Annotated in this window: 23 protein-coding genes and 1 pseudogene; 12 read left to right on the forward strand and 12 right to left on the reverse strand. The window is 61.6% G+C overall.

What is annotated here, in order from left to right:
* The first annotated feature begins 143 nt into the window (after window positions 1-143).
* The 3 genes from AC07OJ_RS07345 to nosR all read left to right on the forward strand — a co-directional run bounded on the left by AC07OJ_RS07345 (window position 144) and on the right by nosR (window position 2,251).
* Window positions 144-422, forward strand: coding sequence for a type II toxin-antitoxin system RelE/ParE family toxin (locus AC07OJ_RS07345; protein ID WP_120447727.1), 279 nt, complete (start codon window positions 144-146; stop codon window positions 420-422).
* Between the two features lie 8 nt (window positions 423-430).
* The gene (locus AC07OJ_RS07350; RefSeq protein WP_120447728.1) at window positions 431-736 is read left to right on the forward strand and encodes a HigA family addiction module antitoxin; all 306 of its coding nucleotides are present in this window, start codon (window positions 431-433) and stop codon (window positions 734-736) included.
* A gap of 177 nt (window positions 737-913) precedes the next feature.
* A complete protein-coding gene (gene nosR, locus AC07OJ_RS07355; protein WP_120447729.1) occupies window positions 914-2,251 on the forward strand; it encodes a response regulator c-di-GMP phosphodiesterase, NosR family in 1,338 nt (445 codons plus the stop codon).
* Here the strand turns inward: nosR and AC07OJ_RS07360 are convergent.
* Both AC07OJ_RS07360 and AC07OJ_RS07365 read right to left on the reverse strand, forming a co-directional pair.
* Window positions 2,246-2,746 carry a RidA family protein gene (locus AC07OJ_RS07360; RefSeq protein ID WP_120447730.1) on the reverse strand — a complete coding sequence of 167 codons (501 nt, stop codon included), beginning with the start codon at window positions 2,744-2,746 and terminating at the stop codon, window positions 2,246-2,248. The two genes, nosR and AC07OJ_RS07360, sit on opposite strands and share 6 nt — an antisense overlap.
* 52 nt (window positions 2,747-2,798) lie before the next feature.
* Window positions 2,799-3,398, reverse strand: coding sequence for a helix-turn-helix domain-containing protein (locus AC07OJ_RS07365; RefSeq protein ID WP_120447731.1), 600 nt, complete (start codon window positions 3,396-3,398; stop codon window positions 2,799-2,801).
* A 166-nt stretch (window positions 3,399-3,564) separates the two neighbouring features.
* Between AC07OJ_RS07365 and AC07OJ_RS07370 the strand changes: the two genes are divergently transcribed.
* Complete coding sequence (locus AC07OJ_RS07370; protein WP_120447732.1) at window positions 3,565-3,978, forward strand: NUDIX hydrolase; 414 nt, start codon at window positions 3,565-3,567, stop codon at window positions 3,976-3,978.
* A 14-nt stretch (window positions 3,979-3,992) separates the two neighbouring features.
* Here AC07OJ_RS07370 and metR read toward each other — a convergent pair whose 3' ends face one another.
* Window positions 3,993-4,910 carry a transcriptional regulator MetR gene (gene metR, locus AC07OJ_RS07375; RefSeq protein ID WP_065906818.1) on the reverse strand — a complete coding sequence of 306 codons (918 nt, stop codon included), beginning with the start codon at window positions 4,908-4,910 and terminating at the stop codon, window positions 3,993-3,995.
* 182 nt (window positions 4,911-5,092) lie between these two features.
* Between metR and AC07OJ_RS07380 the strand changes: the two genes are divergently transcribed.
* Window positions 5,093-6,112, forward strand: a complete 1,020-nt coding sequence (locus AC07OJ_RS07380; RefSeq protein ID WP_065906816.1) for an alpha/beta fold hydrolase — start codon at window positions 5,093-5,095, stop codon at window positions 6,110-6,112.
* A 52-nt stretch (window positions 6,113-6,164) separates the two neighbouring features.
* Window positions 6,165-6,818, forward strand: coding sequence for a DsbA family oxidoreductase (locus tag AC07OJ_RS07385; protein ID WP_495094313.1), 654 nt, complete (start codon window positions 6,165-6,167; stop codon window positions 6,816-6,818).
* Between the two features lie 107 nt (window positions 6,819-6,925).
* Here the strand turns inward: AC07OJ_RS07385 and AC07OJ_RS07390 are convergent, their stop codons facing one another.
* The gene (locus AC07OJ_RS07390) at window positions 6,926-7,696 is read right to left on the reverse strand and encodes a MipA/OmpV family protein (RefSeq protein WP_065906810.1); all 771 of its coding nucleotides are present in this window, start codon (window positions 7,694-7,696) and stop codon (window positions 6,926-6,928) included.
* Window positions 7,697-7,935: 239 nt separating this feature from the next.
* On the opposite strand from AC07OJ_RS07390, the gene AC07OJ_RS07395 reads away from it, so the two are divergent.
* From AC07OJ_RS07395 to AC07OJ_RS07420, 6 genes and pseudogenes are all read left to right on the forward strand, one after another.
* Window positions 7,936-8,646 (forward strand): MtnX-like HAD-IB family phosphatase, encoded by a 711-nt coding sequence (locus AC07OJ_RS07395; RefSeq protein WP_495094314.1) that lies wholly within the window; start codon window positions 7,936-7,938, stop codon window positions 8,644-8,646.
* Complete coding sequence (locus tag AC07OJ_RS07400; RefSeq protein ID WP_107338926.1) at window positions 8,639-10,033, forward strand: aspartate aminotransferase family protein; 1,395 nt, start codon at window positions 8,639-8,641, stop codon at window positions 10,031-10,033. The genes AC07OJ_RS07395 and AC07OJ_RS07400 overlap by 8 nt, the downstream gene beginning before the upstream one ends.
* Window positions 10,030-10,884: pseudogene (locus tag AC07OJ_RS07405) on the forward strand (alpha/beta hydrolase); the annotation flags it as partial. The gene AC07OJ_RS07400 and the pseudogene AC07OJ_RS07405, both read left to right, overlap by 4 nt.
* Window positions 10,885-11,266: 382 nt before the next feature.
* Entirely contained in the window at window positions 11,267-12,391 is a 1,125-nt protein-coding gene (locus tag AC07OJ_RS07410; protein WP_495094315.1) for a GNAT family N-acetyltransferase, read from the forward strand.
* A complete protein-coding gene (locus AC07OJ_RS07415) occupies window positions 12,391-14,160 on the forward strand; it encodes an ATP-binding protein (RefSeq protein ID WP_495094316.1) in 1,770 nt (589 codons plus the stop codon). Before AC07OJ_RS07410 ends, AC07OJ_RS07415 begins: the two co-directional genes overlap by 1 nt.
* Window positions 14,150-15,547 (forward strand): sigma-54-dependent transcriptional regulator, encoded by a 1,398-nt coding sequence (locus AC07OJ_RS07420; protein WP_065906804.1) that lies wholly within the window; start codon window positions 14,150-14,152, stop codon window positions 15,545-15,547. Before AC07OJ_RS07415 ends, AC07OJ_RS07420 begins: the two co-directional genes overlap by 11 nt.
* A 131-nt stretch (window positions 15,548-15,678) precedes the next feature.
* Here AC07OJ_RS07420 and AC07OJ_RS07425 read toward each other — a convergent pair whose 3' ends face one another.
* From AC07OJ_RS07425 to AC07OJ_RS07460, 8 genes are all read right to left on the reverse strand, one after another.
* Window positions 15,679-16,017, reverse strand: coding sequence for a GlpM family protein (locus AC07OJ_RS07425; RefSeq protein ID WP_065906802.1), 339 nt, complete (start codon window positions 16,015-16,017; stop codon window positions 15,679-15,681).
* 10 nt (window positions 16,018-16,027) lie between these two features.
* Window positions 16,028-17,365 (reverse strand): two-component response regulator AauR, encoded by a 1,338-nt coding sequence (gene aauR / locus AC07OJ_RS07430; RefSeq protein WP_106805024.1) that lies wholly within the window; start codon window positions 17,363-17,365, stop codon window positions 16,028-16,030.
* The gene (gene aauS, locus AC07OJ_RS07435; protein ID WP_065906797.1) at window positions 17,362-19,263 is read right to left on the reverse strand and encodes a two-component sensor histidine kinase AauS; all 1,902 of its coding nucleotides are present in this window, start codon (window positions 19,261-19,263) and stop codon (window positions 17,362-17,364) included. Before aauS ends, aauR begins: the two co-directional genes overlap by 4 nt.
* Before the next feature lie 172 nt (window positions 19,264-19,435).
* The gene (locus AC07OJ_RS07440) at window positions 19,436-20,170 is read right to left on the reverse strand and encodes an amino acid ABC transporter ATP-binding protein (RefSeq protein WP_007916729.1); all 735 of its coding nucleotides are present in this window, start codon (window positions 20,168-20,170) and stop codon (window positions 19,436-19,438) included.
* A complete protein-coding gene (locus AC07OJ_RS07445; protein ID WP_065906795.1) occupies window positions 20,167-20,838 on the reverse strand; it encodes an amino acid ABC transporter permease in 672 nt (223 codons plus the stop codon). The genes AC07OJ_RS07440 and AC07OJ_RS07445 overlap by 4 nt, the downstream gene beginning before the upstream one ends.
* Window positions 20,838-21,584 (reverse strand): amino acid ABC transporter permease, encoded by a 747-nt coding sequence (locus AC07OJ_RS07450; protein ID WP_106805023.1) that lies wholly within the window; start codon window positions 21,582-21,584, stop codon window positions 20,838-20,840. The genes AC07OJ_RS07445 and AC07OJ_RS07450 overlap by 1 nt, the downstream gene beginning before the upstream one ends.
* A 193-nt stretch (window positions 21,585-21,777) precedes the next feature.
* The gene (locus AC07OJ_RS07455; RefSeq protein ID WP_065906791.1) at window positions 21,778-22,704 is read right to left on the reverse strand and encodes a glutamate/aspartate ABC transporter substrate-binding protein; all 927 of its coding nucleotides are present in this window, start codon (window positions 22,702-22,704) and stop codon (window positions 21,778-21,780) included.
* A gap of 380 nt (window positions 22,705-23,084) precedes the next feature.
* Window positions 23,085-25,403 carry a TonB-dependent receptor gene (locus tag AC07OJ_RS07460; protein WP_106805022.1) on the reverse strand — a complete coding sequence of 773 codons (2,319 nt, stop codon included), beginning with the start codon at window positions 25,401-25,403 and terminating at the stop codon, window positions 23,085-23,087.
* Between the last annotated feature and the right edge of the window lie 53 nt (window positions 25,404-25,456).

Consider the following 25,456-nt stretch of genomic DNA (forward strand, 5'->3'; position numbering starts at 1 on the left):
AGGCCGCTCCAGAGAATGGAGCGGCTTTTTTTTGCGCTACTGACCACTCGTCGCCGTATTCCAGTGCTTTTCCAGCCTTGCGTTGAATATCTCGAAAACCAATGTAGAGTTGGGCTTTAACGAATAACGTTAAGCGTTAACCGATGATAAGAAGCTTTAAATGCGCTGACACCAGGACCGTTTTTGAGACCGGTCGATCCAGGCGCTGGTCCGCCATCCTGTCGGTGGTGGAACGAAAGCTGAGCATGCTCGATGCAGCGGTAGAACTCGCTGACTTGCGTTCCCCACCTGGGAACAGGCTGGAACCCTTGTATGGCGACCGAGAGGGGCAACACAGTATCCGAATCAATGGTCAATTCCGGGTCTGTTTCGTTTGGGGCCCTAACGGTCCGGAAAACGTTGAAATTGTGGATTACCACTGAGGTGAATCATGTTTAAGAACGGCATGCGACCTGTGCACCCTGGAGAAATTCTCAAGGAGGAGTACTTGGAGCCGCTGGGCCTGACGGCCGCCGCCCTTGCCAGGGCGCTGCACGTTTCTGCGCCGACGGTGAATGACATTGTGTTGATGCGTCGCAGCATCAGTGCCGATGTTGCATTACGCCTGGCAGCTGCGTTGGAAACGTCCGCGCAGTTCTGGCTGAACCTGCAGACGGCCTATGATCTGCGCACAGCGGAAATCGCCAAGGGCGACCAGATAGCCAAAGAGGTCGAGAAGGTTGCGCATTGTGCGTAGTGCTGGATCTGCCTTTATCCGAACCCGGTGAAAAAACCGGGTTTTTAATGCCTGATGGAAATGCGTGATATCGAAGGGCCATCAGCTTTCAAAAAACCAACTAAACTCCTCAGTAATCGCCAAGGAGGCCGTGAACCACAACAACAAGGAAACCCAACCGACGATCCGAGGTGTGCCATGGGAGAGTCAGTGGCTTTCACCGATACCGAACGCGCCGTCGTGCTGCTGATCGATGCCCATCCGCAGGTGCTGCACAGCCTGACGCACCTGCTGCGGCTGGAGCCCTTCGAACTGCACAGCGCCACTTGCGCGGCCGATGCCCTGGCCATTCTCGCCAGCCAACCCGTCGACCTGGTGATGAGCGCTGCGCGCCTGCCCGACATGGACGGCGCGTCATTGCTGGCACATATCCACCAGCACTATCCCCATACGGTGCGCATCCTGCTGACCAGCGAGACCGACCTGACCCTGATCATCAAGGCCATCAACGAAGGCGAGATCTACCGCTACCTGAGCAAACCCTGGAAGGATGAAGAGTTGTTGCTGGCGCTGCGCCAATCCCTGGCGCATCAGCATTCGGAGCGCGAGCGTGCGCGGCTGGAGCAACTGATCCAGCAGCAGAACGACGCACTCAAGCAGCTCAACACGACCCTGGAAAAACGCGTGGCCTCGCGCACCAGCGAGCTGCAGCAAACCGCCGACATGCTTGACCTGGCCTACGAAGAACTCAAGCACAGCTATGCCACCGGCGCCGAGGTGTTCTCGCTGCTGGCCAACCTGCGCCTGCCGCGCGCGAAGCAGACCAACCGGCAGATCATCGAACTGGTACGCACCTGGTGCGTGGCCCATGGCGAGGACTGCGCCAGCAATCGCGACCTGACCATGGCCGCCGCGCTCTACAACATCGGCAAGTTGAGCTGGAGCGACAGCATGATGGCCTCGCCCTCGGACTTGCTGCACAGCAGCGACCGCGAACGGTATCGCGCCTACCCGGCCCAGAGCGAATCACTGCTGATGACCCTGGAGCCGATGAAAGATGCCGCGCGCCTGATCCGCCATCATCAGGAGCGCTGGGACGGCAGTGGCTTCCCCGATCACCTCAAGGGCGAAGCGATTCCCGCCGGGTCGCGGCTGTTGAAGTTGGCAGTGGATTTTATCGAGCTGCAAAAGGGCCTGATCCTCGAGCGGCAGATGAACAGCGATGAAGCGCTGCTGTACATCCGCAAATACGCCGGGCGGCTGTATGACCCGCTGTTGGTGGAAGACTTTGTGCAGGTCTGCGCAACCTACTTGAATGACGTGACCTTGGGCGACCCCAACGTCAAAGTGCTCGGCACCCGCGAGCTGGAGGAGGGCATGGTGCTGGCGCGCAATCTGAATGCCGACAACGGCATGCTGCTGCTCAATGCCGGCAAGGTGCTGAACCTGCCGCTGGTGGATAAGTTGATCGCGTTCGAAACCATGGAGGGTGCGCGCTACAGCGTGTTTATCAAGCACCTCGAGGTGTTGTCATAAGGCGGCTGTGGCCTCGATCTCGAACAGAATATCGGGGTGAAACAGCGCGGCGACGCCGATCAGGGTCGAGGTCGGGTGGCAGCCTTTTTCACCCAGGCGTTGCGTCAGCACCGGCATGGCTTCAAAAAACTGCGCCATGTCTTTCACGTAGTACGTCACCCGCACGACCTGCCCCAGTTGAGCACCACCTTCGGCAAGTACCGTCTCCAGGTTGTCCAGCGCCTGGAGGATCTGCGCGGCCATATCGTCTTTGTGCAGCGGGTTACCGTCGGCATCGACTGAGGTTTGCCCGGCGCAGAGGATCAGGCGGGCGTTGGCGCTGATCACCCGGCCCTGCACAAAACCATGTGCGTCCTGCCAGCGCCAGGGGTTGAGTATCGAGTTTTTCAGCGTGCTCGCCACGGCGCTGCGGCTGGCGGTGTAGGCCAATAGGGGCAGGGCCGCCGTCGCGAGCAGGCCTTTGATCAGATGTCTTCTGAAGAGGGTGATGGGCATTTCCGTACTCCGGTTTAGTGACTGGGCGCGGAGGTGCCAGAACCCTTGGGGTTCAGCCTTCGTGGCGTTCGCCTTTAAGCGCAGTGGCCGGGGGCGTCAGCACGAAAATCGCGCGAAAGGGGCTGTCTGCCAGGTTGGCGAACTCATGGGGTTCGGCAGTGCTGAACGCCAGGCTGTCGCCTTCCTGCATTTCAAAAATATCCTCGTTGACCTGAATGCTGCCGTGCCCGGCAGTGACAATCACCAGTACCGAGGTGTCGCCGTAGGTCAACTGGCCTGTCCGGTCGCCTGGGGCCATGTCCAGTTCGTAGGCTTCAACGTGCTTGAACGGCCTCGGCGTAATCAAATACTTGCGCGACCGCACTCCCCACTTCACATAGGGCCGTTCGGTCTGGCGAACCACGCGCGAAGTCGAGCTGATTTTGGCGTCGCTGACCAAGTCGCCCAGTGAAACACCCAGTGCATTAGCGATTCGCACAAGGTTGGCGAAACCTGGAGCGGCTTTGCCGTTCTCGATCTGGCTGATCATGCTCGCGCTGGTGCCTGCCTCTTCGGCCAGGCGGCGCACGGTCAGTTGACGCATTTTGCGAAAATCGCGGATTTTCTGGCCCAGCACGGCCATGTCGGCGTGGGGTGGCAATACAGTGGTCATTGATTGCTTTGTTCCATTAAGTTGAACAAAATGTTCAATAGGTTGTCAATGGGCTTGAATGCAGCGTTCATGTTAATTGAATTATTTGTTCAGAGACTGCGGCGTTTGCTGAAGCGCTGGCCGGCATGTGATCCTTGCGCCTTTTGCTTTCCAAGGAAGATTTCCCATGCCCTCGACCATCCGCATCGCCGCCGCCCTTTTGATCGGCAGTGACGGCCAGACCCTGCTGGTGCGCAAGCGCGGCACCCAGGCGTTCATGCAACCTGGCGGCAAGATCGACGCCGGCGAGCAACCTGCCGAGGCGCTGGCGCGTGAGCTGTTTGAGGAGCTGAACCTGCGTATCGAGCCCGGCGCTGCGACCTACCTCGGCCAGTTTTCGGCACCTGCCGTCAACGAGCCGGGTTTCACCGTGGAAGCCGAGTTGTTCCAGGTGCAGATCGACGTCCCGGTCACCCCCGCCGCCGAGATTGAAGAGGTACGCTGGATCGACCCCGCCGGCGATGGCGGCTTGCTGTTGGCGCCGTTGACCCGTGATCTGATCCTGCCGTTCTATCGCGCTTCGCTGACCACCCCGGCCTGATCGCCCCTTGCGCGTCAGCGCACCGCGCTGACGCCATCCAGCGTGGAAAACGAGGTGTCCTTGGCCGTCAGCAGGAAGTCGCGCATATACGGCGCGTCCAGCATGTCCGCGCGGATGCCCGCATACAGCGTGGCAAACAGGCCTTTCTCGCCCAGGCGCTTGGCCTTCACGTAACCCCGTGAGCTGTATTCATGCAGCGCCCAATGGGGCATGCCGCACACGCCGCGGCCGCTGGCGACCAGTTGCATCATCATCACCGTCAGCTCCGAGGTGCGCACCTGGGCCGGCTCCACATCGGCCGGCTCGAGGAAGCGCGTGAAAATGTCCAGGCGGTCGCGCTCCACCGGGTAGGTGATCAGGGTTTCGGTCAGCAGGTCTTCGGGCACGATGTAGGACTTGTGCGCCAGTGGGTGTTGATTGGCCACCGCGAGCATGGCTTCGTAGGTGAACAACGGCACGTAGGTGATGCCCGGCAATTCCAGTGGATCGGACGTCACCACCAGGTCCAGGTCGCCACGGGCCAGGGCTGGCAGCGGCGCAAAGGCGAAGCCCGAGGCCAGGTCCAGCTCGACTTCCGGCCAGGCATCGCGGAACTGGTCGATGGTCGGCATCAGCCATTGGAAGCAGCTGTGGCACTCGATCGCCATGTGCAAACGCCCGGCGGTACCGCCGGCCAATCGTGCGATGTCACGCTCGGCGCCGCGCAGCAGCGGCAGGGTCGCATCGGCCAGTTGCAGCAGACGCAGGCCGGCGCTGGTGAAGCGCAGCGGCTTGGTCTTGCGCACGAACAACGGCATGCCCAGGCGTTCCTCCAGCTCCTTGAACTGGTGGGACAGCGCCGACTGCGTCAGGTGCAGGCGCTCGGCGGCTTCTACCAGGCTGTCGGCTTCGCGCAGGGCGTGCAGGGTCTTGAGGTGGCGGATTTCGAGCACGGGCTCTCCATGAAGACAATTTGTGAAGAATTGGAATGGCGTGAGTTTGTCTCATGTTGTAGGCCGTGTCGACCATGACCACTGGGCACTCTTCATCAAACTGTCACGCAACTGTGGCAGCGCGCTCGAACAAACTTCATCAGACTCGCGCTCTACTGGGGTTCTGTGTTTCGGTGTTTTCCATGCGCGTGTTGCTGTTATTGGCCGCTTTCATGTTCGGCCTGCCGTCTTTTGCGGCGTCTCGATGTGATGTCAATGTCCCGACCCAAACGGTCGACCTGGAAACGGTCAGCATCGCCTACCAGAGCATCGGGCGGGCGTCCGATCCCGCGTTGCTGCTGGTCATGGGCCTGGGCGGGCAGTTGATCCACTGGCCGGATGAAGTGGTGGTGGCGTTGTGCGAACAGGGCTTTCGGGTGATCCGCTACGACAACCGGGATGTCGGCCTGTCCACCTGGCGACAGGCACCTGCCAGCGCCAACCTGACCTTCGAAGTGCTGCGCTACAAGCTCGGCCTGCCGGTGGCGGCGCCCTACACGCTGACTGACATGGCCGACGACGCCCTCGGCCTGATGGACGCGTTGCAGGTCCGCCAATTCCATGTGCTGGGCGCGAGCATGGGCGGCATGATCGCCCAGCACCTGGCGGCCATGGCGCCGCAGCGGGTCGAAAGCCTCACGCTGATCATGACCAGTTCCGGCGCCGAAGGGTTGCCGGCGCCGAGTGCGGCGTTGGTGCAATTGCTGTCGCGGCGCAGCGCACCGAACCGTGAAGTCGCGCTGGAGCAGCAGGCGGATTTGTTGGCAGCCCTGGGCAGCCCGTCGGTGAAAGACGATCGCCAGGTGTTGCTGCAGCAGGCGGCGCTGTCCTACGACCGCGCCTTCAACCCCGACGGCGTGAAGCGCCAGATCATGGCGATCCTCGCCGAGCCAAGCCGGGTACCGTTGCTCAACCAGTTGCGCGTGCCCACCCTGGTGGTCCACGGCACGGCCGACCCGTTATTGCCGGTGATGCACGGCGTGCATTTGGCGGCGCATATCCAGGGCAGCCAGCTGAAACTGATTCCAGGCCTGGCCCATCGGTTCCAGGAAGCCTTCAAGGCGCCGCTGCTGGCGGCAGTGCTGCCGTACCTGCAAGCCCATCGCGAAGATGCCGCCCATTGGGCGCAGATTGACCTGGGCGAGCCTTCGAAGGTGTTGTGACATTGGTGTATCGTGCAACTTTTGCGGCGCATTGCCAGCGAGGTTGCCTACCATGAGTACTCCCCTGAAAATCGATTTCGTCAGCGACGTGTCCTGCCCCTGGTGCATTATCGGCCTGCGTGGCCTGACCGAAGCCCTCGACCAGCTTGGCGCCGAGGTGCAGGCCGAGATTCATTTCCAACCGTTCGAATTGAACCCGAACATGCCGGCCATCGGTCAGAACATCGTCGAGCACATCACTGAAAAGTACGGCTCCACTGCCGAAGAATCCCAGGCCAACCGTGCGCGTATCCGCGACTTGGGCGCGGCGTTGGGCTTTGCCTTTCGTACCGATGGACAGAGCCGCATCTACAACACGTTCGATGCGCACCGCCTGTTGCACTGGGCCGGGCTGGAAGGCTTGCAGTACAACCTCAAGGAAGCGCTGTTCAAGGCATATTTCACCGACCAGCAGGACCCTTCCGATCACGCCACGCTGGCAATCATTGCTGAAAGCGTCGGGCTGGATATCAAGCGGGCGGCCGAGATTCTCGCCTCCAACGAATACGCCGCCGATGTCCGCGAGCAAGAGCAGTTGTGGATATCCCGGGGCGTGACCTCGGTGCCGACCATCGTGTTCAACGATCAGTATGCGGTCAGCGGTGGCCAGCCGGCCGACGCCTTCGTCGGCGCGATTCGCCAGATCATCCGCGAGGCGAAGGGCTAAGCCTGTGGGTGGAGGCTGGCTTGCCCGCGATGGTCTGCGCGGTCTACCGGATAGACCGAGGTGCCGGCATCGCTGGCAAGCCAGCGCCTGCAGGGGGCGCGGGTTCTTCAGTCAAACTTGTAGCTGATCGCGGTCTGCACCTGGCCCTGGTTCACATCCCCGGTGTCCTTGACGATGGTGCTGTTGGCCGCCGAGCCCACCAGGTGGACCCAACTGGCGCTGGTCAGCAGTGACCAGTTGTTCGCCAGGGGGAATTCGAAACTCTGGGTCAGCGTCAGGTTCTGGAAGCCGGCACTCGCGTTGTAGGCGCGAATGCCCGAGGCCGCGGATTCCTTGTCGTCGACGCCGAAAAAGGTCTGGGTCTGGCGGGCGTCGGCAAAGTGCGCCAGCAAGCCGGTGCTGCCAATGATCCCGCCGCCGAGCGGGTAGCCGAGTTCGCCGCCGACCTTGCCCAGCACGCCGCTTTGATCACGTCCGCCGCCGACGGCCTGGCCCATCTGGGCGTACACGCGCCAGAAGTCGGCCGGCGCGTATTGGATGAAACCGCCCACCTCGGCCATGTCCGAGACATTGCGCAGACCGCGCAGTGAGCCGTTGGCGGTACGCCCCGGCAGGTAATTGATGTACGGGCCGGCGGTGAAGCCGTGGGTGTCCAGCGCGCTCCAGGTCAGGCCATCGTCGGTGCCCAGGCTGACCGGGCCCCAGTCCAGGTCGAAGTAGGGAATGGGCCGGGTTTCGTAGCGACTGCCCGTCGGGTCGTGGGGTTGATAGCTGACGCCCGCGCCCATCTCGCCGGTAATGCCTTGGGCCAATGCCGTGCTGGAAAAGCCCCACAGCCCCAACAGGCCGGCGAATACAGCAGAAGTCACCTTGAACATGCAGCGGTTTCCTTATCTGGACATACGCGCATTCACGCGCGAAGGGCATCCCTGGCGCAAGCACTCATCTTGTTTGTAGCGAGCTACAAAAATTGTAGCTTGCGCGACACATATCTCCCGACAAATCCACGCAAAGCCCAGCCCCGCTGGGTTTTCGCCAGTTGGCACGCTCCCTGCTCTACTCCAGTGGCAAGCGCACAGAGCGCTCTTCTTCAAGCCCTCCAACTCAAGGAAAGGCAATGATCCACTGGCATATCGTGTGTGACTTCGACGGGACCATCACCCCCACCGATGTCATCGACAACGTCCTCCAACGCTTCGCCGGCCCCGAGTGGGAAACCATCGAACAGGAATGGCTGGATGGGCATATCGGTTCCCGCGAATGCCTGAGCCGCCAACTGGCACTGATCAAGGCGACCCCGACTGAACTGCTGGCGTACTTCGACAGTGTCGAGATCGATCCGGACTTCCCGGATTTCGTCGATCACGTCATGGGCCTGGGCGCGACCATCGAAGTGGTCAGCGACGGCATCGAACAAGGCATCGCGCGCATCCTGTCGCGCAACTACGTGACCTTGCTGCCGATCCTCGCCAACCGCCTGCGCCAGGTCGACCAGAACAGCTGGCGCATCGACTTCCCGTATGCCAGCGATGCCTGCCGGGCCGCTTCCGGCAACTGCAAGTGCAAGTCCACCCCGCGCAACAAGCGCGTGCTGGTGATCGGCGACGGCAAGTCCGACATGTGCGTGGCCTCCACCGCCGATTTCGTGTTCGCCAAAGGCAGCCTCGCCGACTACTGCGTGGCCAACAACATTCCTCACGCGCGCTTCGACACCTTCGTCGAAGTGCCTGCATTGCTGGCGCAACTGCCGCAGGGCATCGCCGCCAACGCCAGCGCTTTTGCTGGCGAACTGTCTACCGAAAATCAGGAACTCTTCCACCATGTCTGATATCCGTATCGCTACCGCCGAAGACCAGGTCCTTCTGGATAAAGAAGCCAAGTATTGCTCCTACGGTGACACCGTTCACTACATCGAGCCGCCGCGTATTTTCAGCCGTTGCGAAGGCTCCTACGTGTGGGACACCGAAGACCAGGCCTACCTCGACCTGCAAATGTGGTACTCGGCCGTCAACTTCGGCTACGCCAACCCGCGCCTGAACAACGCGTTGAAGCAGCAGATCGATACCCTGCCGCAAATCGCCAGCCAGTACCTGCACAAAGGCAAGATCGAGCTGTCGGAAATGATCGCGGTCGATGCCAAGAAAAAATTCGGCCTCGACGGTCGCGTGCACTTCAACGTCGGCGGTTCGCAGTCGATCGAAGACTCGCTGAAAGTGGTGCGCAACGCCACCAACGGCAAGAGCCTGATGTTCGCCTTCGAAGGCGGCTACCACGGCCGTACCCTCGGTGCGTCGTCGATCACTTCCAGCTACCGCTACCGTCGCCGCTACGGCCACTTCGGCGAGCGTGCGCAGTTCATCCCGTTCCCGTACCACTTCCGCGGCCCTAAAGGCATGACCAAGGAAGAGTACGGCAGCCACTGCGTGCAGCAATTCGCCCGTCTGTTCGAGACCGAATACAACGGCGTGTGGGACCCGAAAGTCGGCCAGAGTGAATACGCCGCGTTCTACGTCGAGCCGATCCAGGGCACCGGCGGTTACGTGATCCCGCCGATGAACTTCTACCGCGAACTCAAGCAGGTGCTCGACCAGCACGGCATCCTGATGGTGTCCGACGAAATCCAGATGGGCTTCTACCGTACCGGCAAGCTGTGGTCGATCGAGCACTTCGACGTGCAACCGGACGTGATCGTGTTCGGCAAGGCGCTGACCAACGGCCTCAACCCACTGGGCGGCATCTGGGCCCGTGAAGAGTTGATCAACCCGAAGATCTTCCCGCCAGGTTCGACCCACTCCACCTTCGCCTCCAACCCACTGGGTACGGCGGTCGGCCTGGAAATGTTCAAGATGACCAACGAAGTCGACTACGGCGCGATGGTCATGGCCAAGGGCAAATACTTCCTGGAAGGCCTGCAGGACCTGCAGAAACGTTTCCCGATCATCGGCGACGTCGACGGCCTGGGCCTGGCCCTGCGCTGCGAAATCTGCGGCCCGGATGGCTTCACCCCGGACAAGGCGACCCTGGACTACATGGTCGAGGAAGGCATGAAGGGCGACATGGTCGTTGATGGCCAGAAACTCGGGCTGATCCTCGACGTGGGCGGCTACTACAAAAACGTGATCACCCTGGCACCGTCGCTGGAAATCAGCTACCCGGAAATCGACCTGGGCCTCAAGCTCCTCGAGCAACTGCTGGTGCGGGCGACCAAACGGTGAACAGCCTCGGGATCGACCTCGGTGAAGGTGATGCCGGCTTCGTTCTCGGTGAAGGTCCGGTCGGGATCCTGTTGATCCACGGCCTGACCGGCACCCCGACGGAATTGCGCCAGGTCGCCAAGGGCCTGGCCAAGGCGGGTAACTGCACGGTCTACGTGCCCACCCTGGCCGGGCACTGCGGCGATAACAGCGACCTGCAGGCCACCGGCTGGCTGGACTGGTACGAAGGCGTGCGCAAGACCTTCGTCCAGGTCAAGCAACGCCACGCGCAAGTCTTTGTCGGTGGCTTGTCCATGGGCGCGGTGATGTCGATGTACGTGGCTGCCGAGCACCCCGGGCAAGTCGCCGGGCTGTTGATGTATTCCACCACCTTGAAGTACGACGGCTGGAGCATTCACAAACTGGCGTTTCTGACGCCATTGCTGATGAAGATTCCGTTCGGCGTGCACATCTGCCGCTTCGAAGAGAAGCCGCCGTATGGCATCAAGAACGAACGCCTGCGGGCGATCGTCGAGCGCCAGATGAAGGAAGGGGAGAGCAGCGAAGCCGGGCTGCTGACCATGGAAGGCATCACGGTGCGCGAGTTGCATCGGATGAACGCCGTGGTCAAGAAACGCATGCCCGAGGTCAAGGTACCGGCGCTGGTGCTGCACTCCATCGAGGACGACATCACCAGCCGCTGGAACGCCGATTACGTGGAGCGCCACCTCGGCGGGCCGGTGACCAAGATCCTGCTGGACAACTGCTATCACATGATCACCGTCGACCTGCAATACCGCCGGGTGATCGAGTTGAGTGCCGAGTTTGTCGAGCAGCATGCGCGCATCAGTGGTGAGCGGGTTTCACAGGGGCAACGAGCTTCTGCGGCTGAAGCTGGTTTCCAGGGTGAGGCAGCTTCCCATGCTGGGTCTGGTTTGCAGGCTGAACCTGCTGCTTATGCTGAACCTGTTTTCCAGGCTGAACCTGCTGCTCATGCTGAACATGCTTTCCACGGTGAACCTGCTTCTCGTGGCGAGCGGGCTTGCCCCGCGTTGGGTGGCGAAGCCGCCCCCTCGCTGACACTGCATGCTTCCCGTTAGGACTGGGGTGGCTGGGTCTGGGGCGGCTTCGCCGCCCAACGCGGGGCAAGCCCGCTCGCCACAATAGAGCGGTTGCCACAAGAGGATTGCTGCCACACCACGCCCGATCATGACCACAGGCCGGCTCGCTCAAGAAATAGAAAAAGGGAAATCCGTGATCACCGCCCAAGCCTTCTCGACCGTCCGGGCCATCCAGCGCAGTGCCTGGAACGACTGTTTTCCCGGTGCCCTGGAGGATTGGGACTTTTACGTGGCCGTGGAAAACGCGGCCATTGATGATTTCAAATGGCGTTACCTGGCGGTCTACGACAGCGGGTCGCTGGTGGCGGTTGCGCCCGCGTTCATCACGCAGTATCGACTCGACACCACGGTGTCGGGCACCGGCAAGCGCTTTACCGAGCGCCTGGAGCGACTGTGGCCGGGTGTTTTACAGTTGCCGTTGTATGCCATCGGCTCTCCGGTGGCCGAGCGCTGTGATGCGGGCATCGCCAGTAGCGTGCCCGAGGCGCGGCGCCCGCTGATGATCACGCACGTACTCAAGGCCGCGCGCCAGGACGCCAACGCATTCGGCATCGGCCTGGTGGCGGTCAAGGATGTGCCCACCCACGATACGCAGTGGGCCGCCAGTTGCCGTGTTGCCGGGTTTCAGAGCATGCCGAGCCTGCCCAGCGGCTGGCTGACGGTGCCTTACGGCTCGGTGGACGCCTACCTGGGTTCGCTGTGCAAATCGACCCGCAAGGACCTGCGCCGTAAACTGCGTGCGCCGGGGCCACGGGTGGAATGGCGGCACAACATAGATGATGTGTTGCCGCAGGTGATGCGCCTGTATGAAGACACGCTCAGCCGCGCGGATTTACAGTTCGAACGCCTGCCGGCGAGTTACTTCACCGGTATCCTTGAACGGCTTGAAAAACGCGCGGTCTGTGCACTTTATTGGGTGGACGAGCGCCTGGTGGCGTTCAACCTGATGCTGGTGGATCAGCACCGCTTGGTCGACAAGTTTTTCGGGCATGACCGTGAGTTCAGCCGTGAGTACAACCTGTACTTCAGGTGTTGGCTGACCAATGTCGACTATTGTATTCAGCACAATATCCCGGTGTATGAATGCGGCCAGGAGGGCTATGCCAGTAAGCTGCGCCTGGGGTGCGAATTCCGCGGCAACAACCTGTTTTTCCGTCACCGTAATCGGCTGGTCAACGGCCTGCTCAAACTTGTGAAGATGTACCTCCGACCGGATCGTTCCGACCCTGCCATGGCTGCTGCGATAAGCGAAACCTGATGATCACCAAGACCCGCCAGAAAGCCCGCCCCTTTGCCATTTCGCGCTGGAGCGTCCAGCGCAAGCTGGTGCTGGCGTTTTGGCTGGTCAGCGTCATTCCCACCATGATCGCGGCCGAACTGGCGGCGACCACGCTGTCGCAGATTTTCGACAGCAACGTGCGGATCTGGCTGCAGGAGTCGACCAAGATCGTCAAGGACGAAATCGGCGACATCCTTCATGACAACGCGCGCATGGCCAAGCTGTTCCTGCGCTACACCAGCCCGCCGTCGAACAAGCAGGCGGCCAAGCACGACCGGCTCACCGCCGACATCGCCGATGCCACCGACATCGACGTGGTCGCGCTGATTCGTGTCAGTGACCACAAAGTGGTGTTCAGCACGGCGGCCGACGACGTCGTCAAACAGATCGACCTGACCAGCAACGCGGTGCTGCAGACGGTCAAGGTGGCGGGGGTGAGCACCGGCCTGGTGGTGTCGACCTTCGAAACCACCCAGGAGGGTGTCGACTACCTGCTGCTCGTGGCCACTTACCTGGACAGCAGCTTCCTGACCAGCGTGGCCGATGTGCATTCGCTGGATTTGCGCTTGTACCTGGCCAACCCCGACGGTTTCTCGGAGATCTTCTCGACCCAGCGTTTCGAGGATCACCCTTCGCGCATCCCGAAAAATGTCGAAGCCGCGATGCGCAGCACCAGGCAGCCCAGCGAGCAGTTCACCAATAACTACAGCGGTCTGTACTGGCCGATCTTCAACGATGCCGGCGACCTGCAAGGCGTGATCTTCAGCGGCCTGCTGCGCCACACCAGCCTGGTCGGGCTGGTGAACCAGAGCAACCTGTTCGTGCTGATTTTCCTGCTCAGCTCGGCGCTGTCGCTGGCGGCCGGGGTGTTGGTGTCGCGGCGCCTGACCAAGCCGCTGCGGGATTTGTCCCAGGGCGTGGACGCGGTGATTTCGGGCAACTACGAGCACCGGGTGCTGGTCAGCGGTGGCGACGAACTGGCGCAATTGAGCAGCACCTTCAACCACATGACCGAGCGTCTCGGCGAGTTGCATCACCTCGAGGCCCAGTTGCGCCGCCGTGATCGCCTGCACGCCCTGGGCGAAGTCGCCATGGGCCTGGCCCACGAGATCCGCAACCCGCTGGGTATCATCAAGACCGCCACCCAGTTGCTGCACCGCCGCGCCGACCTGGCCGAGTCCGATAAGCGCCACCTGGAATACGTGATCAGCGAAGTCAGCCGCATCAACGACCTGATCACCGAGTTCCTCGATTTCGCCAAGCCCAACCCGCCACTGCGTGTACTGCAGCCGGCCCGGCCGCTGGTGGAGGAGATCCTGGGCTTCTGCTCGCCGGAACTGGCCACCCATAACATTGATGCACAGATCGACGACCAGGCACCGGGGGCGACGATCTACGCGGACGCCAAGCAGCTCAAGCAGGCCTGCCTCAACCTGATTCTCAACGCCATCGATGCCATGCCCGAAGGCGGCCGCCTGACCCTGGGCATTCGCAGCGTGGGCGACAATACCCTGATCAGCATCGGCGACACCGGCCAGGGGATCCCGGCGGAGATGATCGAGCGCATCTTCACGCCTTTTGTCACCACCAAGGCCTCGGGCACTGGCCTGGGCCTGGCAAAAGTCTATTCGATCATGGAAAGTCACGACGGCAGCATCGAATGCACCAGTGAGAAAGATGCCGGCGCCACCTTCAGCCTGTACATTCCGGCGATTGGCGAAGACGACGAGGACAGTCATGACGCATAACATTCTGGTAGTCGACGACGAACCCAAGCTCTGCGACCTGCTGGCCTCGGCCCTGGGCCAGAACCACGTGCAGGTGTTCATTGCCGGTAATGGCCTGCACGCGCTCAAGGTGCTGGAGCAGGAAGACATCGACCTGGTGATCAGCGACTGGCGCATGCCGGGCATGGACGGGCCGGCCCTGTTGGCGGAGATCAAGGTGCGCTACCCCCAGGTGCCGGTGATTGTGATGACCGCCTACAGCACGGTGAAAAACGCCGTGCAGTCGATGCGCAACGGCGCCTATGACTACATCGCCAAGCCGTTCGATATCGACGAGCTGGACATCACCGTGGCCAAGGCCCTGCAGTTTCGCGAGATCATGCGCGACAACGCGCGCATGCGCGCCGAGCTGGATGAGCACGCGCAATTCGACAGCCTGGTCGGCGACAGCCCGGCGTTTCGCAAAGTGCTGCAGGCGGTGGATTCGGTGCGCGACAGCGCTGCCACCGTGCTGCTGACCGGTGAAAGCGGCACCGGCAAGGAAATGGTCGCCCGCGCCATCCACAAGCACGGTAGCCGCGCCGACAAACCGTTCGTGGCGGTCAACTGCGCCGCCATTCCCGAGGGCTTGCTGGAAAGCGAGATGTTCGGTCATCGCAAGGGCGCCTTTACCGGCGCCGTGACTGACCGGGTCGGACGCTTCCAGCAGGCCGACAAGGGCACGCTGTTTCTCGATGAAGTGGGCGACATGCCGCTGGCGCTGCAGGCCAAGATTCTGCGGGCGTTGCAGGAGCGGGTGATCGAACCGGTGGGTGACCCGCGCGAGCGCAAGGTGGACGTGCGAGTGATTGCCGCCACCAACAAGAACCTGCTCGATGCGGTGGCCAATAAAGAGTTTCGCGAAGACCTGTATTACCGCCTCAATGTCTTCCCGATTCCGCTGCCGGCGCTGCGCGAGCGCGCCGAAGATATCGTGCCGCTGGCCCGCCACTTCGCCCAGACCCTGAGTGCCACCGCGGGTAAACGCATCACCGGCTTCAGCCCGGAGGCGCTGCAGGCCATGGCCGCCTATCACTGGCCGGGGAATATTCGCGAACTGCAAAACTGTGTGGAGCGCGCGACCATCGTGGCGGCCTCGCCGGTGATCGAGGATATCGACCTGCCGGCGTACCTGTTTGCTTCCCGGCCTGGCGAAGGCGGCGTCACCGCGCTGCTGGGTGACACACCAGGCGTGCCTGCTGACCTGGATGCGGCCCTGGCCGAGGTCGAGAAAACCTACATTCTGGCGGCGCTGAATGAAAGCAACGGCGTGCAGGCCGCAGCGGCAGCGAAGATCGGGATATCCGAGCGCAGCTTCTGGTACCGCCTGAAAAAGCTGGGCATCCAGGTCGACAAGATCGTGCGCTGATCTCTCTGTAGCCACCGATCCAAATGTGGGAGCTGGCTTGCCTGCGATGGCGGTATGTCTGTGTCAGCTGAGTTGGCGGGTACACCGCTATCGCAGGCAAGCCGGCTCCTGCAGTTTTTGAGCGGGTTGGGTCAGGCGTGAATGCGCACCCAGATGCTGACCAATATTGTCGCCGCCATCAGCCACGCTACCGCCGCCACGGCGAGTGATGCTTCCAGGCGCATCCGATCGACCATCAGATACAACGTCGCCAGGTACACAAAGTACGGAATGATCGACCACATCCCGAACAGGATTGTGGTCTTCAAGTCGTCCAGCGAACGGCCCTTGCCGACGATGTAGTGGGCGATCAGCGCAAAGGTCGGAAACAGCGGCACCAACCCGGCGATGTAATAGTTTTTGGTCTTGGCCAATGCAGCCAATATCAATACCACTGCCGCGCCGAGGGCGGCCTTCAATACCAGATCCACAACGCGCTCCTTAGTGGCTCAAGCCATATTTCTTGACCTTGTCGAACAGGGTGGTCTTGGCCATCCCCAATTCCTGGCTGGCCTGGGTCAGGTTGCCGCCGCTGCGTTGCAGGGCATCGTTGAGCAGGTTGCGTTCAAAGGCTTCCACTGCTTCGGTGAAGGCCAGGCCATGGCTGCCGCTGCTCGCGCCGCTCTTCTTGAAGGCGGGCAGGCCGAGGGCGAAGCGCTCGGCGACGTTGCGCAGTTCGCGCACGTTGCCGGGCCAGTCATGGCTCATCAGGCTCGAGACGGTCTGGTTGTCCAGCTCCGGCGCCGCGCGGTCAAAGCGCAGGGACGACTGCTGCAGGAAGTGCTCGAACAGTTGCAGGATATCTTCACGGCGTTCGCGCAGGGGCGGCAACTCCAGGGTCACCACGTTGAGGCGGTAATACAGGTCGCTGCGGAACTGGTTGGCGCGGCTCAGTTCATCCAGGTCGGACTTGGTGGCGGCGATCACGCGGCAATCCACGGCCACGCTCTGGTTCGAGCCCAGGCGTTCGAGGGTGCGCTCCTGCAGGACCCGCAGCAATTTGATCTGCAGGTTGATCGGCATGCTTTCCACTTCATCGAGGAACAGCGTGCCTTCATGGGCGTGCTCGATCTTGCCGATACGGCGCTTGCCGGCTCCAGTGAAGGCGTTGGCCTCGTGGCCGAAGATCTCGCTTTCGAAGAGGTTCTCCGGCAGGCCGCCGCAGTTCAGTGCGACAAACTGGTGGTCGTGGCGTCGGCTGAAATCATGCAGGCAGCGCGCCACCAGCTCCTTGCCGGTGCCGGTCTCGCCTTCGATCAACACGTTGGCCGACGTGTCGGCGACGTTGGCGATCAGCTCGCGCAGGTTCTGCATGGCCGGCGAACGGCCGATGATGCGGCCTTCCAGCGAGTCGCGCTCGGCCAACTGGCGGCGCAGCGACCAGACTTCGCGTGCCAGCCCGCGTTGCTCCAGGGCGCGGCGGGCGACGTCGACCAGGCGCTCGGGAGAGAAGGGTTTTTCCATGAAGTCATAGGCGCCGTTGCGCATCGCGCCCACCGCCATCGAGATGTCGCCATGCCCGGTGATCAACACCACCGGCAGGCTTTTATCCAGGGCCTTGAGGCGCGTGAGCAGCTCCAGCCCGTCGATGCCCGGCAGGCGAATATCGCTGATGACAATGCCGGCGAAGTTCTCGCCGATGCGCTTCAACGCTTCTTCGGCGCTGCCCACGCCGACGCTGGGAATATCTTCCAGCGCCAGGGCCTGCTGGCAGCCGAGCAGCACATGCGGGTCGTCTTCGACGATCAGGACGGTGAGGTCTTTCGGATCTGTATTCATGTCGACTCAACATGTTGAGCGCCCACCAGCGGCAGGCACAGGACAAAGGCAGTACCACCACTGGCCGGGTGTTCGACGGCGAGGTTGCCGCCGGTGGCCGCCGCGAGGCTGGCGGACAGGGTCAGGCCCAGTCCCAGGCCTTGCTCGCCGGGCTTGGTGGTGAAGAACGGTTCGAATAAATGCTTGCGGGCCTCGGCGTCGATGCCGTGGCCGTTGTCACGTACCAGCAGGCGGTATTTACCGTCGGCGGCGCTGCCTTCCAGCCACAGTTCGGGGGCCGGTTGCGCTTGCATGGCGTCGAGGGCATTGCCGATCAGGTTGACCAGGATCTGTTCCAGGCGTGTCTGGTCGATCTGCAACTGGGCCGGCGCGAAGTCGCGGTGCAGGGTCAGCGACAGGTTGTCCAGGCGTGCGCCCATGACCTGGAACGCCGCGTCGACCGCCTTGCCCAGGCTGGCTTCGCCCTGGTCGTCGCCGCGCCGCGCAAAGGAGCGCAGGCTGGCGGTGATGCGACCCATGCGGTCGATCAGTTCGTTGATGGTCTTGAGGTTGGCGCTGGCGGTGTCCAGCGCGCCGCGTTCGAGGAAGCGCACGGTGTTGCCGGACAATGTGCGCAGCGCGGCCAGCGGCTGGTTCAGTTCGTGGGCGATGCTGGTGGACATCTGGCCGATGGCGGCGAGCTTGCCGGCCTGCACCAGTTCATCCTGGGCGCGGCGCAGGGTCTCTTCGGCCTGGCGGCGTTCGCGGATCTGGCTCTTGAGCCGTTCATTGCTGGCGCGCAAGTCGGCGGTGCGCTCGGCAATCCGGCGTTCCAGCTGGCTGTTGGCTTCCTGCAGCGCTTCGCGCGCGGCCAGGCGAGTGGCGATGACCTTGCGCCGCTCGTTCCAGGCAATCAGCAGGAAGGCCACCAGGCCAAAGGCCACGGCCACCAGGATGCCCTGGTTGATCGCCGCGCGGCGCAGGTCGTTGAGTGGGGTGAGCAGGGTGAAATTCCACGGCGTGTCGTTGAGCGGACGGGTTTGCGCGAGGTAACTGACCTCGTGCTCGTCGTTCACCACTTCGCTGTTGGCGGGGAAGGTCAGTTTCTCGGTGCCTTCGTTGATACGCTCGCGGGCCAGCGGTTCCAGCTCGTTCAGCGTCGCCCAGTAATATTGCAGGCTGTGGGCCAGGCGTTCCTTGGTGTCATCGCTGAGCGGGCGCACGGCTTTGAGGCGGCGGGCCGGGTCGCTGGAGAGGATGATGATGCCGTTTTCGTCGCTCACGAATGCTTCGAGACGCGCGCGCTGCCAGCGCTCTTCCAAGGCTTCGAGGCGCACCTTGACCACGGCGACGCCGATGATCTTGCCGTGTTCTTCCAGGCCATGGGCCAGGTAGTAGCCGGGTTCGCCGTTGGTACTGCCGATGCCATAAAAGCGCCCGGGCTGACCGCGTACGGCATTCTGGAAATAGGCACGGAAGGACAGGTCTTCACCCTGGTAACTGTCGGCATCGCGCCAGTTACTGGTGGCCAGCACGCGGCCGGTGGTGTCCATCACGTAGATGGCCCGACTGCGACTGCGTCGGTTCAGGCCTTCGAGGTAATCGTTGACTGTCTGCCGGGTCTCCTGGTTGGGGTCGGCGAGCAGCTTGGAGACGCTGGACTCCAGCTCCAGCAGGCTGGGCAGGTAGGTGTATTTGCTGAGTTCGCTTTCGACGGTGCGCGCATGCAGCTCCAACTGGCGTTCGCCGTTGTCGCTGAGGGTGCGGATGCCGTAGTGCTCACTGACCCAGAAGCCGATATAACCCAGGCCGATCATCAGGGCGATGATCAACGGCGGCAGGAACAGTTGGCGAATCAGACGAGGTTTCACGGCAAGTGATGGCGGTGCGGCGCGAAATTGGTTGGGGTCGCATTTCATCACAGATGCCTTGGGTCAACCAGCGCTTGCCAGCCTGCGGGGACCAATGTGGGAGCGGGCTTGCTCGCGAATGCGATCTGTCAGTGGATGCTTCAGTGACTGAAAGACCGCATTCGCGAGCAAGCCCGCTCCCACAATAGATCCGGTTTCTACAGTGGAAGCGCTGTAATGCTTAGTGCTGCAGGATTTTCTCAAGGAAGTGCTGCGCGCGTTCGGAGCGGGCGCTGATGTCGCCGAAGAACTCTTCTTTCGGGCAGTCTTCGATGATCTTGCCGGCGTCCATGAAGATCACGCGGTCGGCCACTTTGCGGGCGAAGCCCATTTCGTGGGTCACGCACATCATGGTCATGCCTTCGTGGGCCAGTTGCACCATTACGTCGAGCACTTCGTTGACCATTTCCGGGTCCAGTGCCGAGGTCGGTTCGTCGAACAGCATGACGATCGGGTCCATGGCCAGGGCGCGGGCAATTGCTACACGTTGCTGCTGGCCGCCGGAAAGCTGGCCAGGGTGCTTGTGGGCGTGTGCCGACAGGCCGACGCGCTCGAGCAATTGCAGGCCTTTCTTGGTGGCTTCTTCCTTGCTGCGGCCCAGTACCTTGATCTGCGCGATGGTCAGGTTTTCGGTGATGGTCAGGTGCGGGAACAGTTCGAAGTGCTGGAACACCATGCCCACGCGCGAACGCAGTTTTGGCAGGTTGGTCTTCGGGTCGGCGATGGAGGTGCCGTCGACCACGATGTCGCCCTTCTGGAACGGTTCCAGCGCGTTGACGCACTTGATCAGGGTGGATTTGCCCGAGCCCGACGGCCCGCACACCACGATCACTTCGCCTTTTTTAACCTCGGTGCTGCAATCGGTCAGCACCTGGAAGTCGCCATACCACTTGTTGATGTTCTTGATAGAGATCATACGGCAAACCTTTTTTGCAGACGCTTGACCAGCAGCGAGGCGGAAAAGCTGATGATGAAGTAGACGACACCGGCGAAGATCAGGAACTCATTGGAGCGGCCAATGATGTCGCCGTTGGAACGGGCGGAGTTGAGGAAGTCCACCAGGCCCACGGTGTAGACCAGCGAGGTGTCCTGGAACAGGATGATCGACTGCTGCAGCAGCAGCGGGGTCATCTTGCGGAACGCCTGGGGCAGGATGATCAGGCGCATGGTCTGGCCATAGCTCATGCCCATCGCCTGTGCTGCCGCCATCTGGCCCTTGGGGATCGACTGCACGCCGGCCCGCACGATCTCACAGAAGTACGCGGCTTCGAACATCATGAAGGCCACGACACAGGAGGTGAATGCGCCGATCGGGGTGTCTTCGCCGGTGATCCAGCGCAGCACGAACGGCACCGCCAGGTAGAACCAGGTGATCACCAGCAGCAGCGGGATCGAACGGAAGTAGTTCACATAGGCGCCGGCCAGGCGCGACAGCAGTTTGCTGGACGACAGGCGCATCAGCGCGAGGATCGTGCCCAGGACGATGCCGCCGACCACGCCCATGACCATCAGCTGCAGGGTCATGACCATGCCGTTCCACAGGCCCGGGATGGCGGGGATGATGCCGCTGAAATCGAAGTCCATTATTTACCCCCCACGGAGATCAGGCCGGGCACCGCGACTTTCTTCTCGACCAGGCGCATGAGCAGCATCAGGCTCATGTTCAGGGTGAAGTAGATCAGCGTGGCCAGGGTGAAGGCTTCAAACAGGTTGGCCGAGAACTCGGCGGTCTGTTTGGTTTGCGCCAGCAGTTCCATCAAGCCGATCAAGGACGCCACGGAGGAGTTCTTGAACACGTTGAGGAATTCCGAGGTAAGCGGCGGAATAATGATGCGGTAGGCCTGGGGCAGCAGCACGTTCCAGTAGATCTGCGGCAGCTTGAAGCCCATGGCGCGCGCGGCGGATTCCTGGCCACGTGGCAGCGCCTGGATGCCGGTGCGCACTTGCTCGCACACCCGGGCGGCGGTGAACAGGCCCAGGCACACGACAACGCTCAGGTAGGCCGAGGTGGTCGGGTTCAGGTCTTGTTTGTACCAGTCTTGCAGGTTCTGCGGCAGCAGGTCGGGTATCAGGAAATACCAGATGAACAGCTGGACCAGCAGCGGTACGTTACGAAACAGTTCCACGTAGCAGGTCGCGATGCCCGATACGATGCGGTTTGGCACGGTGCGCATGACCCCCAGAACGGAGCCCAGCAACAAGGCGATAATCCATGCCACGACAGCGATGGCGATGGTCCAGCCCAGGCCGGCGATGTACCAGTCGAGATAAGTCTCGCTGCCAACGCCAGTGGACTTGAAGAACACGCCCCAGTCCCAGTTGTAATTCATTAGGGTCTCCCCTCGAGATCGATCGATGTACAAGCACCCGCTTGGGGAAGATCCTTTCCCACCTGACGTTGAACGCCAGGCACACACGATCGGCTCGAAAACCGCCAGGTCGAGTGTTCCAAAATAAAGCCAGCAGGTAGTAACAGACGCCTGAGGGAGGTTTGCCCCCTCAGGAGATAAGGTTAGTCAGAAATCAGATTTTTACGTCAGGCGCTGGCTTGTCGCTTGGGTTAGCGATCAGATCCTTTACCTTGTCGCTCATCGGGAAGTTCAGGTTCAGGCCTTTAGGTGGAATCGGGCTCTCGAACCACTTGCTGTAGATTTTGTTGATTTCGCCGGATTTGTACAGGCCGGTGATGGCGTCATCGACAGCCTTCTTGAACGCTGGATCGTCTTTACGAACCATGCACGCGTAGGCTTCAAACGACTGTGGAGTACCGGTGATGACCCAGTCATCCGGCTTCTTGGCCTTGGCTTCTTCGCCGGCCAGCAGGGCGTCGTCCATCATGAAGGCAACGGCGCGGCCGCTTTCCAGCATCTGGAAGGACTCGCCGTGGTCCTTGGCGGAGATGACGTTCATGCCCATCTGCTTGTCGGCGTTCATCGCCTTGATGATGCGCTCGGACGTGGTGCCAGCGGTGGTCACAACGTTTTTGCCTTTCAGGTCGGCAAAGTCGCTGTAGGACGGCTTGCCATCCTTGTCTTTCTTGACCAACAGGCGGGTGCCGATTTCGAAGATGTTGACGGTGAAGTCGACTTGCTGGGCGCGTTCGGCGTTATTGGTGGTGGAGCCGCACTCGATATCCGCGGTGCCGTTCTGGATCAGCGGGATACGGGTTTGCGAGGTGACCAGGTTGTACTTGGTCTTCAGGTCGGGTTTGTTCAGGTCTTTTTTCAGGGCTTCAACGATGGCCAGCTGAATGTCGTGGGAGTAGCCCACTGGTTTGCCCGAACCATCCGCGATGTAGGAAAACGGAATGGAGCTGTCGCGGTGAGCGAGAGTGATGGTGCCGGAGTCGTTGATTTTCTTCAGTGTGCCGGTGAGTTCGGCGGCGAAAACTGGAGTGCTGATCAGAGCAGCAGCGATAGCTGCGCCCAAGATATGGGGAACGATGCGCATCAATACTTCCTCGACATTTGTTTTTTTTATGAAGCCGGCTAAACGGCTCTCTTGTACAGCGAATGCCCGTGACGGCTCCTAAGGCGTCCCAGGTAATCGTCAAGAAGTGTAGAGCATGAGTCGTGCCATACCCGAATTAAAAGTCTAAGCGGCTGATTTATAAGCGTATTAACTTTGTGTGACGATGTATTTTCAAGGCTTGGGTCCGGCAAACCGAATGGTTGGGGGTATGCCGTTCGGAAAACCGAATGCCAGCGGGTCAGTATTTTCTGTAGGAACGAGCACGCCTGCGAGGGCATCGACCGGGCTTATTGATCTGCCCAGTGTGTGCATCGCAGGCGCGCCAGCCCTCACAGGGCTATCGACGGCAGGTTCTGCTGTCAGAAGGTGTAGTCGGCCGAGACCACCGCCGCACGCCCATCGCCAGGCACCGCCCAACCGTTGTTGCGGATGCGGGTCAGGTACTCCTTGTCGAACAGGTTGTTGACGTTCAACTGCAGGTTGAGCTGCTTGTTGACCTTATAACCCAGCATCGCACGCTGCACCGCATAGCCAGGCGCAGTCGGTGCCCCGGCGGCGCTGACCAGGTACTGCTTGGTCTGCGCCGTGATGCCGTAACCCACCTGGAAGTCGTATGGCAGGTCGTACACCGTCCAGAGGCTGGCCGCATGCTTGGGGGTGAAGGTCAGCGGTTCACCTTTCTGCACATCGATACCGGTGGTTGCCAGGGTGTAGTCGCTGGCGCTGCGCAGTACACGGGTGTTGAGGTAGGTGTAGTTGGCGAAGACTTTCCAGCGATCCGTCAGCGCGCCGCTCAGGCCGAGTGCCACGCCATCGGCACGCGCCTTGCCGTCGAGGGTTTGCGTGCCGCTCAGGTTGCTCGGGTCGTTATCGGCGACTTTGTAGTTGGTGCGGTCATTGCGAAAGATCGCGCCGGTGACCGACAAGGCATTGTCGAGGAAGTCCCACTTGGTGCCGATCTCATAACTGACGGCGGTTTCCGGGGCGACGTTGCAGTTGTTGGTGGCCGTGCTTGAAGTCTTGGCCGGGGTGTAGCAGCCACCGTTGACGCTGGCTTGCGACGGCGTCTTGCTGTTGCCATAGGCGACATAGAAGCTGCCGTTTTCCACCGGCTTGTAGACCAGCGCCAGGCGGTAGGACGTCAGGTCGTCTGCCTGGCCGTAGCGCACGCCGGGCGTTTCCACGCCGGTGCTGGAATAGGCGTTGCTCACCGAACTGCCGGCGTTGTGCTCGTAACGCAGGCCGCCATTGATTTCCCATTGCGGGTTGAGCTTGAGCGTATCGAAGGCATAGGCGGCGCGGTTGTTCAGTGCTCCGTCGACGTGGGCCGCGCGGGTGAAGTTGACCGGGCCGGTCCAGTCGGAGTTCGGATCGCTGTAGCTGACCGGCGGCGGCACGATCGTGCTGCCGTTGCTGTTCGTCAGCCACTTGCCGGTATCGGCCTGGTATTCCTCGCGGCTGATAGCGATGCCGGTCACCAGCGTGTGATCGATGAAGCCGGTGCTGAAGTGGCTGGTCACGTCAGTCTGGTTGGTGAACATTTTGTTCTGGGTGTTGCGCTCGTTACCCAATGAGCCACCGGCTGGCTGGAAAAAGCCCGGGCTCAGGCCTGCGGGGCAGGGGGCACCGGTAATCTGGGTGCCGCTGGCCAGGCAGCCGGCCTGCGCACCTTCGGGGCCGGAGGCGCGCAGCTCCTGGCGTACGCGCTCGACGCGGGTGAAGTTGCGGACCGACACGGCATCGTTGAAGTCATGTTCGAGCTTGAGGCTGAACGCGTCCGAGGTGATGTTCTGGTCGTTGATGTTGTGGTAACCGTAATAGTCGCTCCAGCCCACGCCCGGCATCGGCTTGCCGTTGTAGATGGGGATGCCGTATTGCGGCGTGTTGTCATCTTTCTGATGTTCATAACTGACGGTCACGCGCGTCGGCGTACCGAGGCCGAAGGCGATCGAGGGGGCAATGCCCCAACGCGAGTAATCTTCATAATCGCGGCCCGGCACGTCGTTACCATGGGCCATCAGGTTCAAGCGGAATGCCGTGGTGTCGTTGAGTGTCTGGTTGCTGTCCAGGGTGAGGCGCTTGTAGCTGTCTGTGCCGATGCCGGCGCTGATCGTGGTTTTGTCGCGCAGTTCCGGGGCCTTGGTGACCAGGTTGATGGTGCCGCCGACAGCGCCCGAACCCGAGTACACCGAGCTGGCGCCGCTGACCACTTCGACCTGCTCCAGATTGAACGGGTCGGTGCGGCTGTATTGCGCGCTGTCGCGCACGCCGTCCACGTAGATATCGCCGCTGGCGGAAAAACCGCGCAGGTTGATGCTGTCGCCATAGCCGCTGCCGCCTTCACCGGCACCGAATGTGATGCCCGGCACGGTGCTGAGCACGTCGCGCAGGGTCAGCAGGTTTTGATCGTGAATGACTTCCTTGGGCACCACCGTGATGGTCTGCGGCGTGTCGCGCAGCGCTTCGGTGTACTTGGGTGAAGACGGTGCCACCGGGTTGTAGGCACTTTGCGCCTGGCCTTCGATGCTGGTCGCGCCGAGCTGGATCGGCCCGGTGTTGTCGTCTGGTGCGGCATCCCCCGCATAACTGAAGCCTCCCTGCGCAGCCACTGCCAAACCCACTGCCGATGCGAGCAAATGCCGCGTGGAGAGGGGGGCGGAACGGGTGCCGGTCGTCATTGAATGGTCTCTTGTTAGTAGGATTGAGAGGTGGTCGTGTTTGATAACCAATC

It is taken from the genome of Pseudomonas sp. GW821-FHT09C08, from assembly GCF_059418125.1.

Coding starts and splice junctions, on each gene's coding strand:
- AC07OJ_RS07345 (WP_120447727.1), top strand. CDS start 144: ATGATAAGAAGCTTTAAATGCGCTGACACCAGGACCGTTTTTGAGACC.
- AC07OJ_RS07350 (WP_120447728.1), top strand. CDS start 431: ATGTTTAAGAACGGCATGCGACCTGTGCACCCTGGAGAAATTCTCAAG.
- nosR (WP_120447729.1), top strand. CDS start 914: ATGGGAGAGTCAGTGGCTTTCACCGATACCGAACGCGCCGTCGTGCTG.
- AC07OJ_RS07360 (WP_120447730.1), bottom strand. CDS start 2,746: ATGCCCATCACCCTCTTCAGAAGACATCTGATCAAAGGCCTGCTCGCG.
- AC07OJ_RS07365 (WP_120447731.1), bottom strand. CDS start 3,398: ATGACCACTGTATTGCCACCCCACGCCGACATGGCCGTGCTGGGCCAG.
- AC07OJ_RS07370 (WP_120447732.1), top strand. CDS start 3,565: ATGCCCTCGACCATCCGCATCGCCGCCGCCCTTTTGATCGGCAGTGAC.
- AC07OJ_RS07380 (WP_065906816.1), top strand. CDS start 5,093: ATGCGCGTGTTGCTGTTATTGGCCGCTTTCATGTTCGGCCTGCCGTCT.
- AC07OJ_RS07385 (WP_495094313.1), top strand. CDS start 6,165: ATGAGTACTCCCCTGAAAATCGATTTCGTCAGCGACGTGTCCTGCCCC.
- AC07OJ_RS07390 (WP_065906810.1), bottom strand. CDS start 7,696: ATGTTCAAGGTGACTTCTGCTGTATTCGCCGGCCTGTTGGGGCTGTGG.
- AC07OJ_RS07395 (WP_495094314.1), top strand. CDS start 7,936: ATGATCCACTGGCATATCGTGTGTGACTTCGACGGGACCATCACCCCC.
- AC07OJ_RS07400 (WP_107338926.1), top strand. CDS start 8,639: ATGTCTGATATCCGTATCGCTACCGCCGAAGACCAGGTCCTTCTGGAT.
- AC07OJ_RS07415 (WP_495094316.1), top strand. CDS start 12,391: ATGATCACCAAGACCCGCCAGAAAGCCCGCCCCTTTGCCATTTCGCGC.
- AC07OJ_RS07420 (WP_065906804.1), top strand. CDS start 14,150: ATGACGCATAACATTCTGGTAGTCGACGACGAACCCAAGCTCTGCGAC.
- aauR (WP_106805024.1), bottom strand. CDS start 17,365: ATGAATACAGATCCGAAAGACCTCACCGTCCTGATCGTCGAAGACGAC.
- aauS (WP_065906797.1), bottom strand. CDS start 19,263: ATGAAATGCGACCCCAACCAATTTCGCGCCGCACCGCCATCACTTGCC.
- AC07OJ_RS07440 (WP_007916729.1), bottom strand. CDS start 20,170: ATGATCTCTATCAAGAACATCAACAAGTGGTATGGCGACTTCCAGGTG.
- AC07OJ_RS07445 (WP_065906795.1), bottom strand. CDS start 20,838: ATGGACTTCGATTTCAGCGGCATCATCCCCGCCATCCCGGGCCTGTGG.
- AC07OJ_RS07450 (WP_106805023.1), bottom strand. CDS start 21,584: ATGAATTACAACTGGGACTGGGGCGTGTTCTTCAAGTCCACTGGCGTT.
- AC07OJ_RS07455 (WP_065906791.1), bottom strand. CDS start 22,704: ATGCGCATCGTTCCCCATATCTTGGGCGCAGCTATCGCTGCTGCTCTG.
- AC07OJ_RS07460 (WP_106805022.1), bottom strand. CDS start 25,403: ATGACGACCGGCACCCGTTCCGCCCCCCTCTCCACGCGGCATTTGCTC.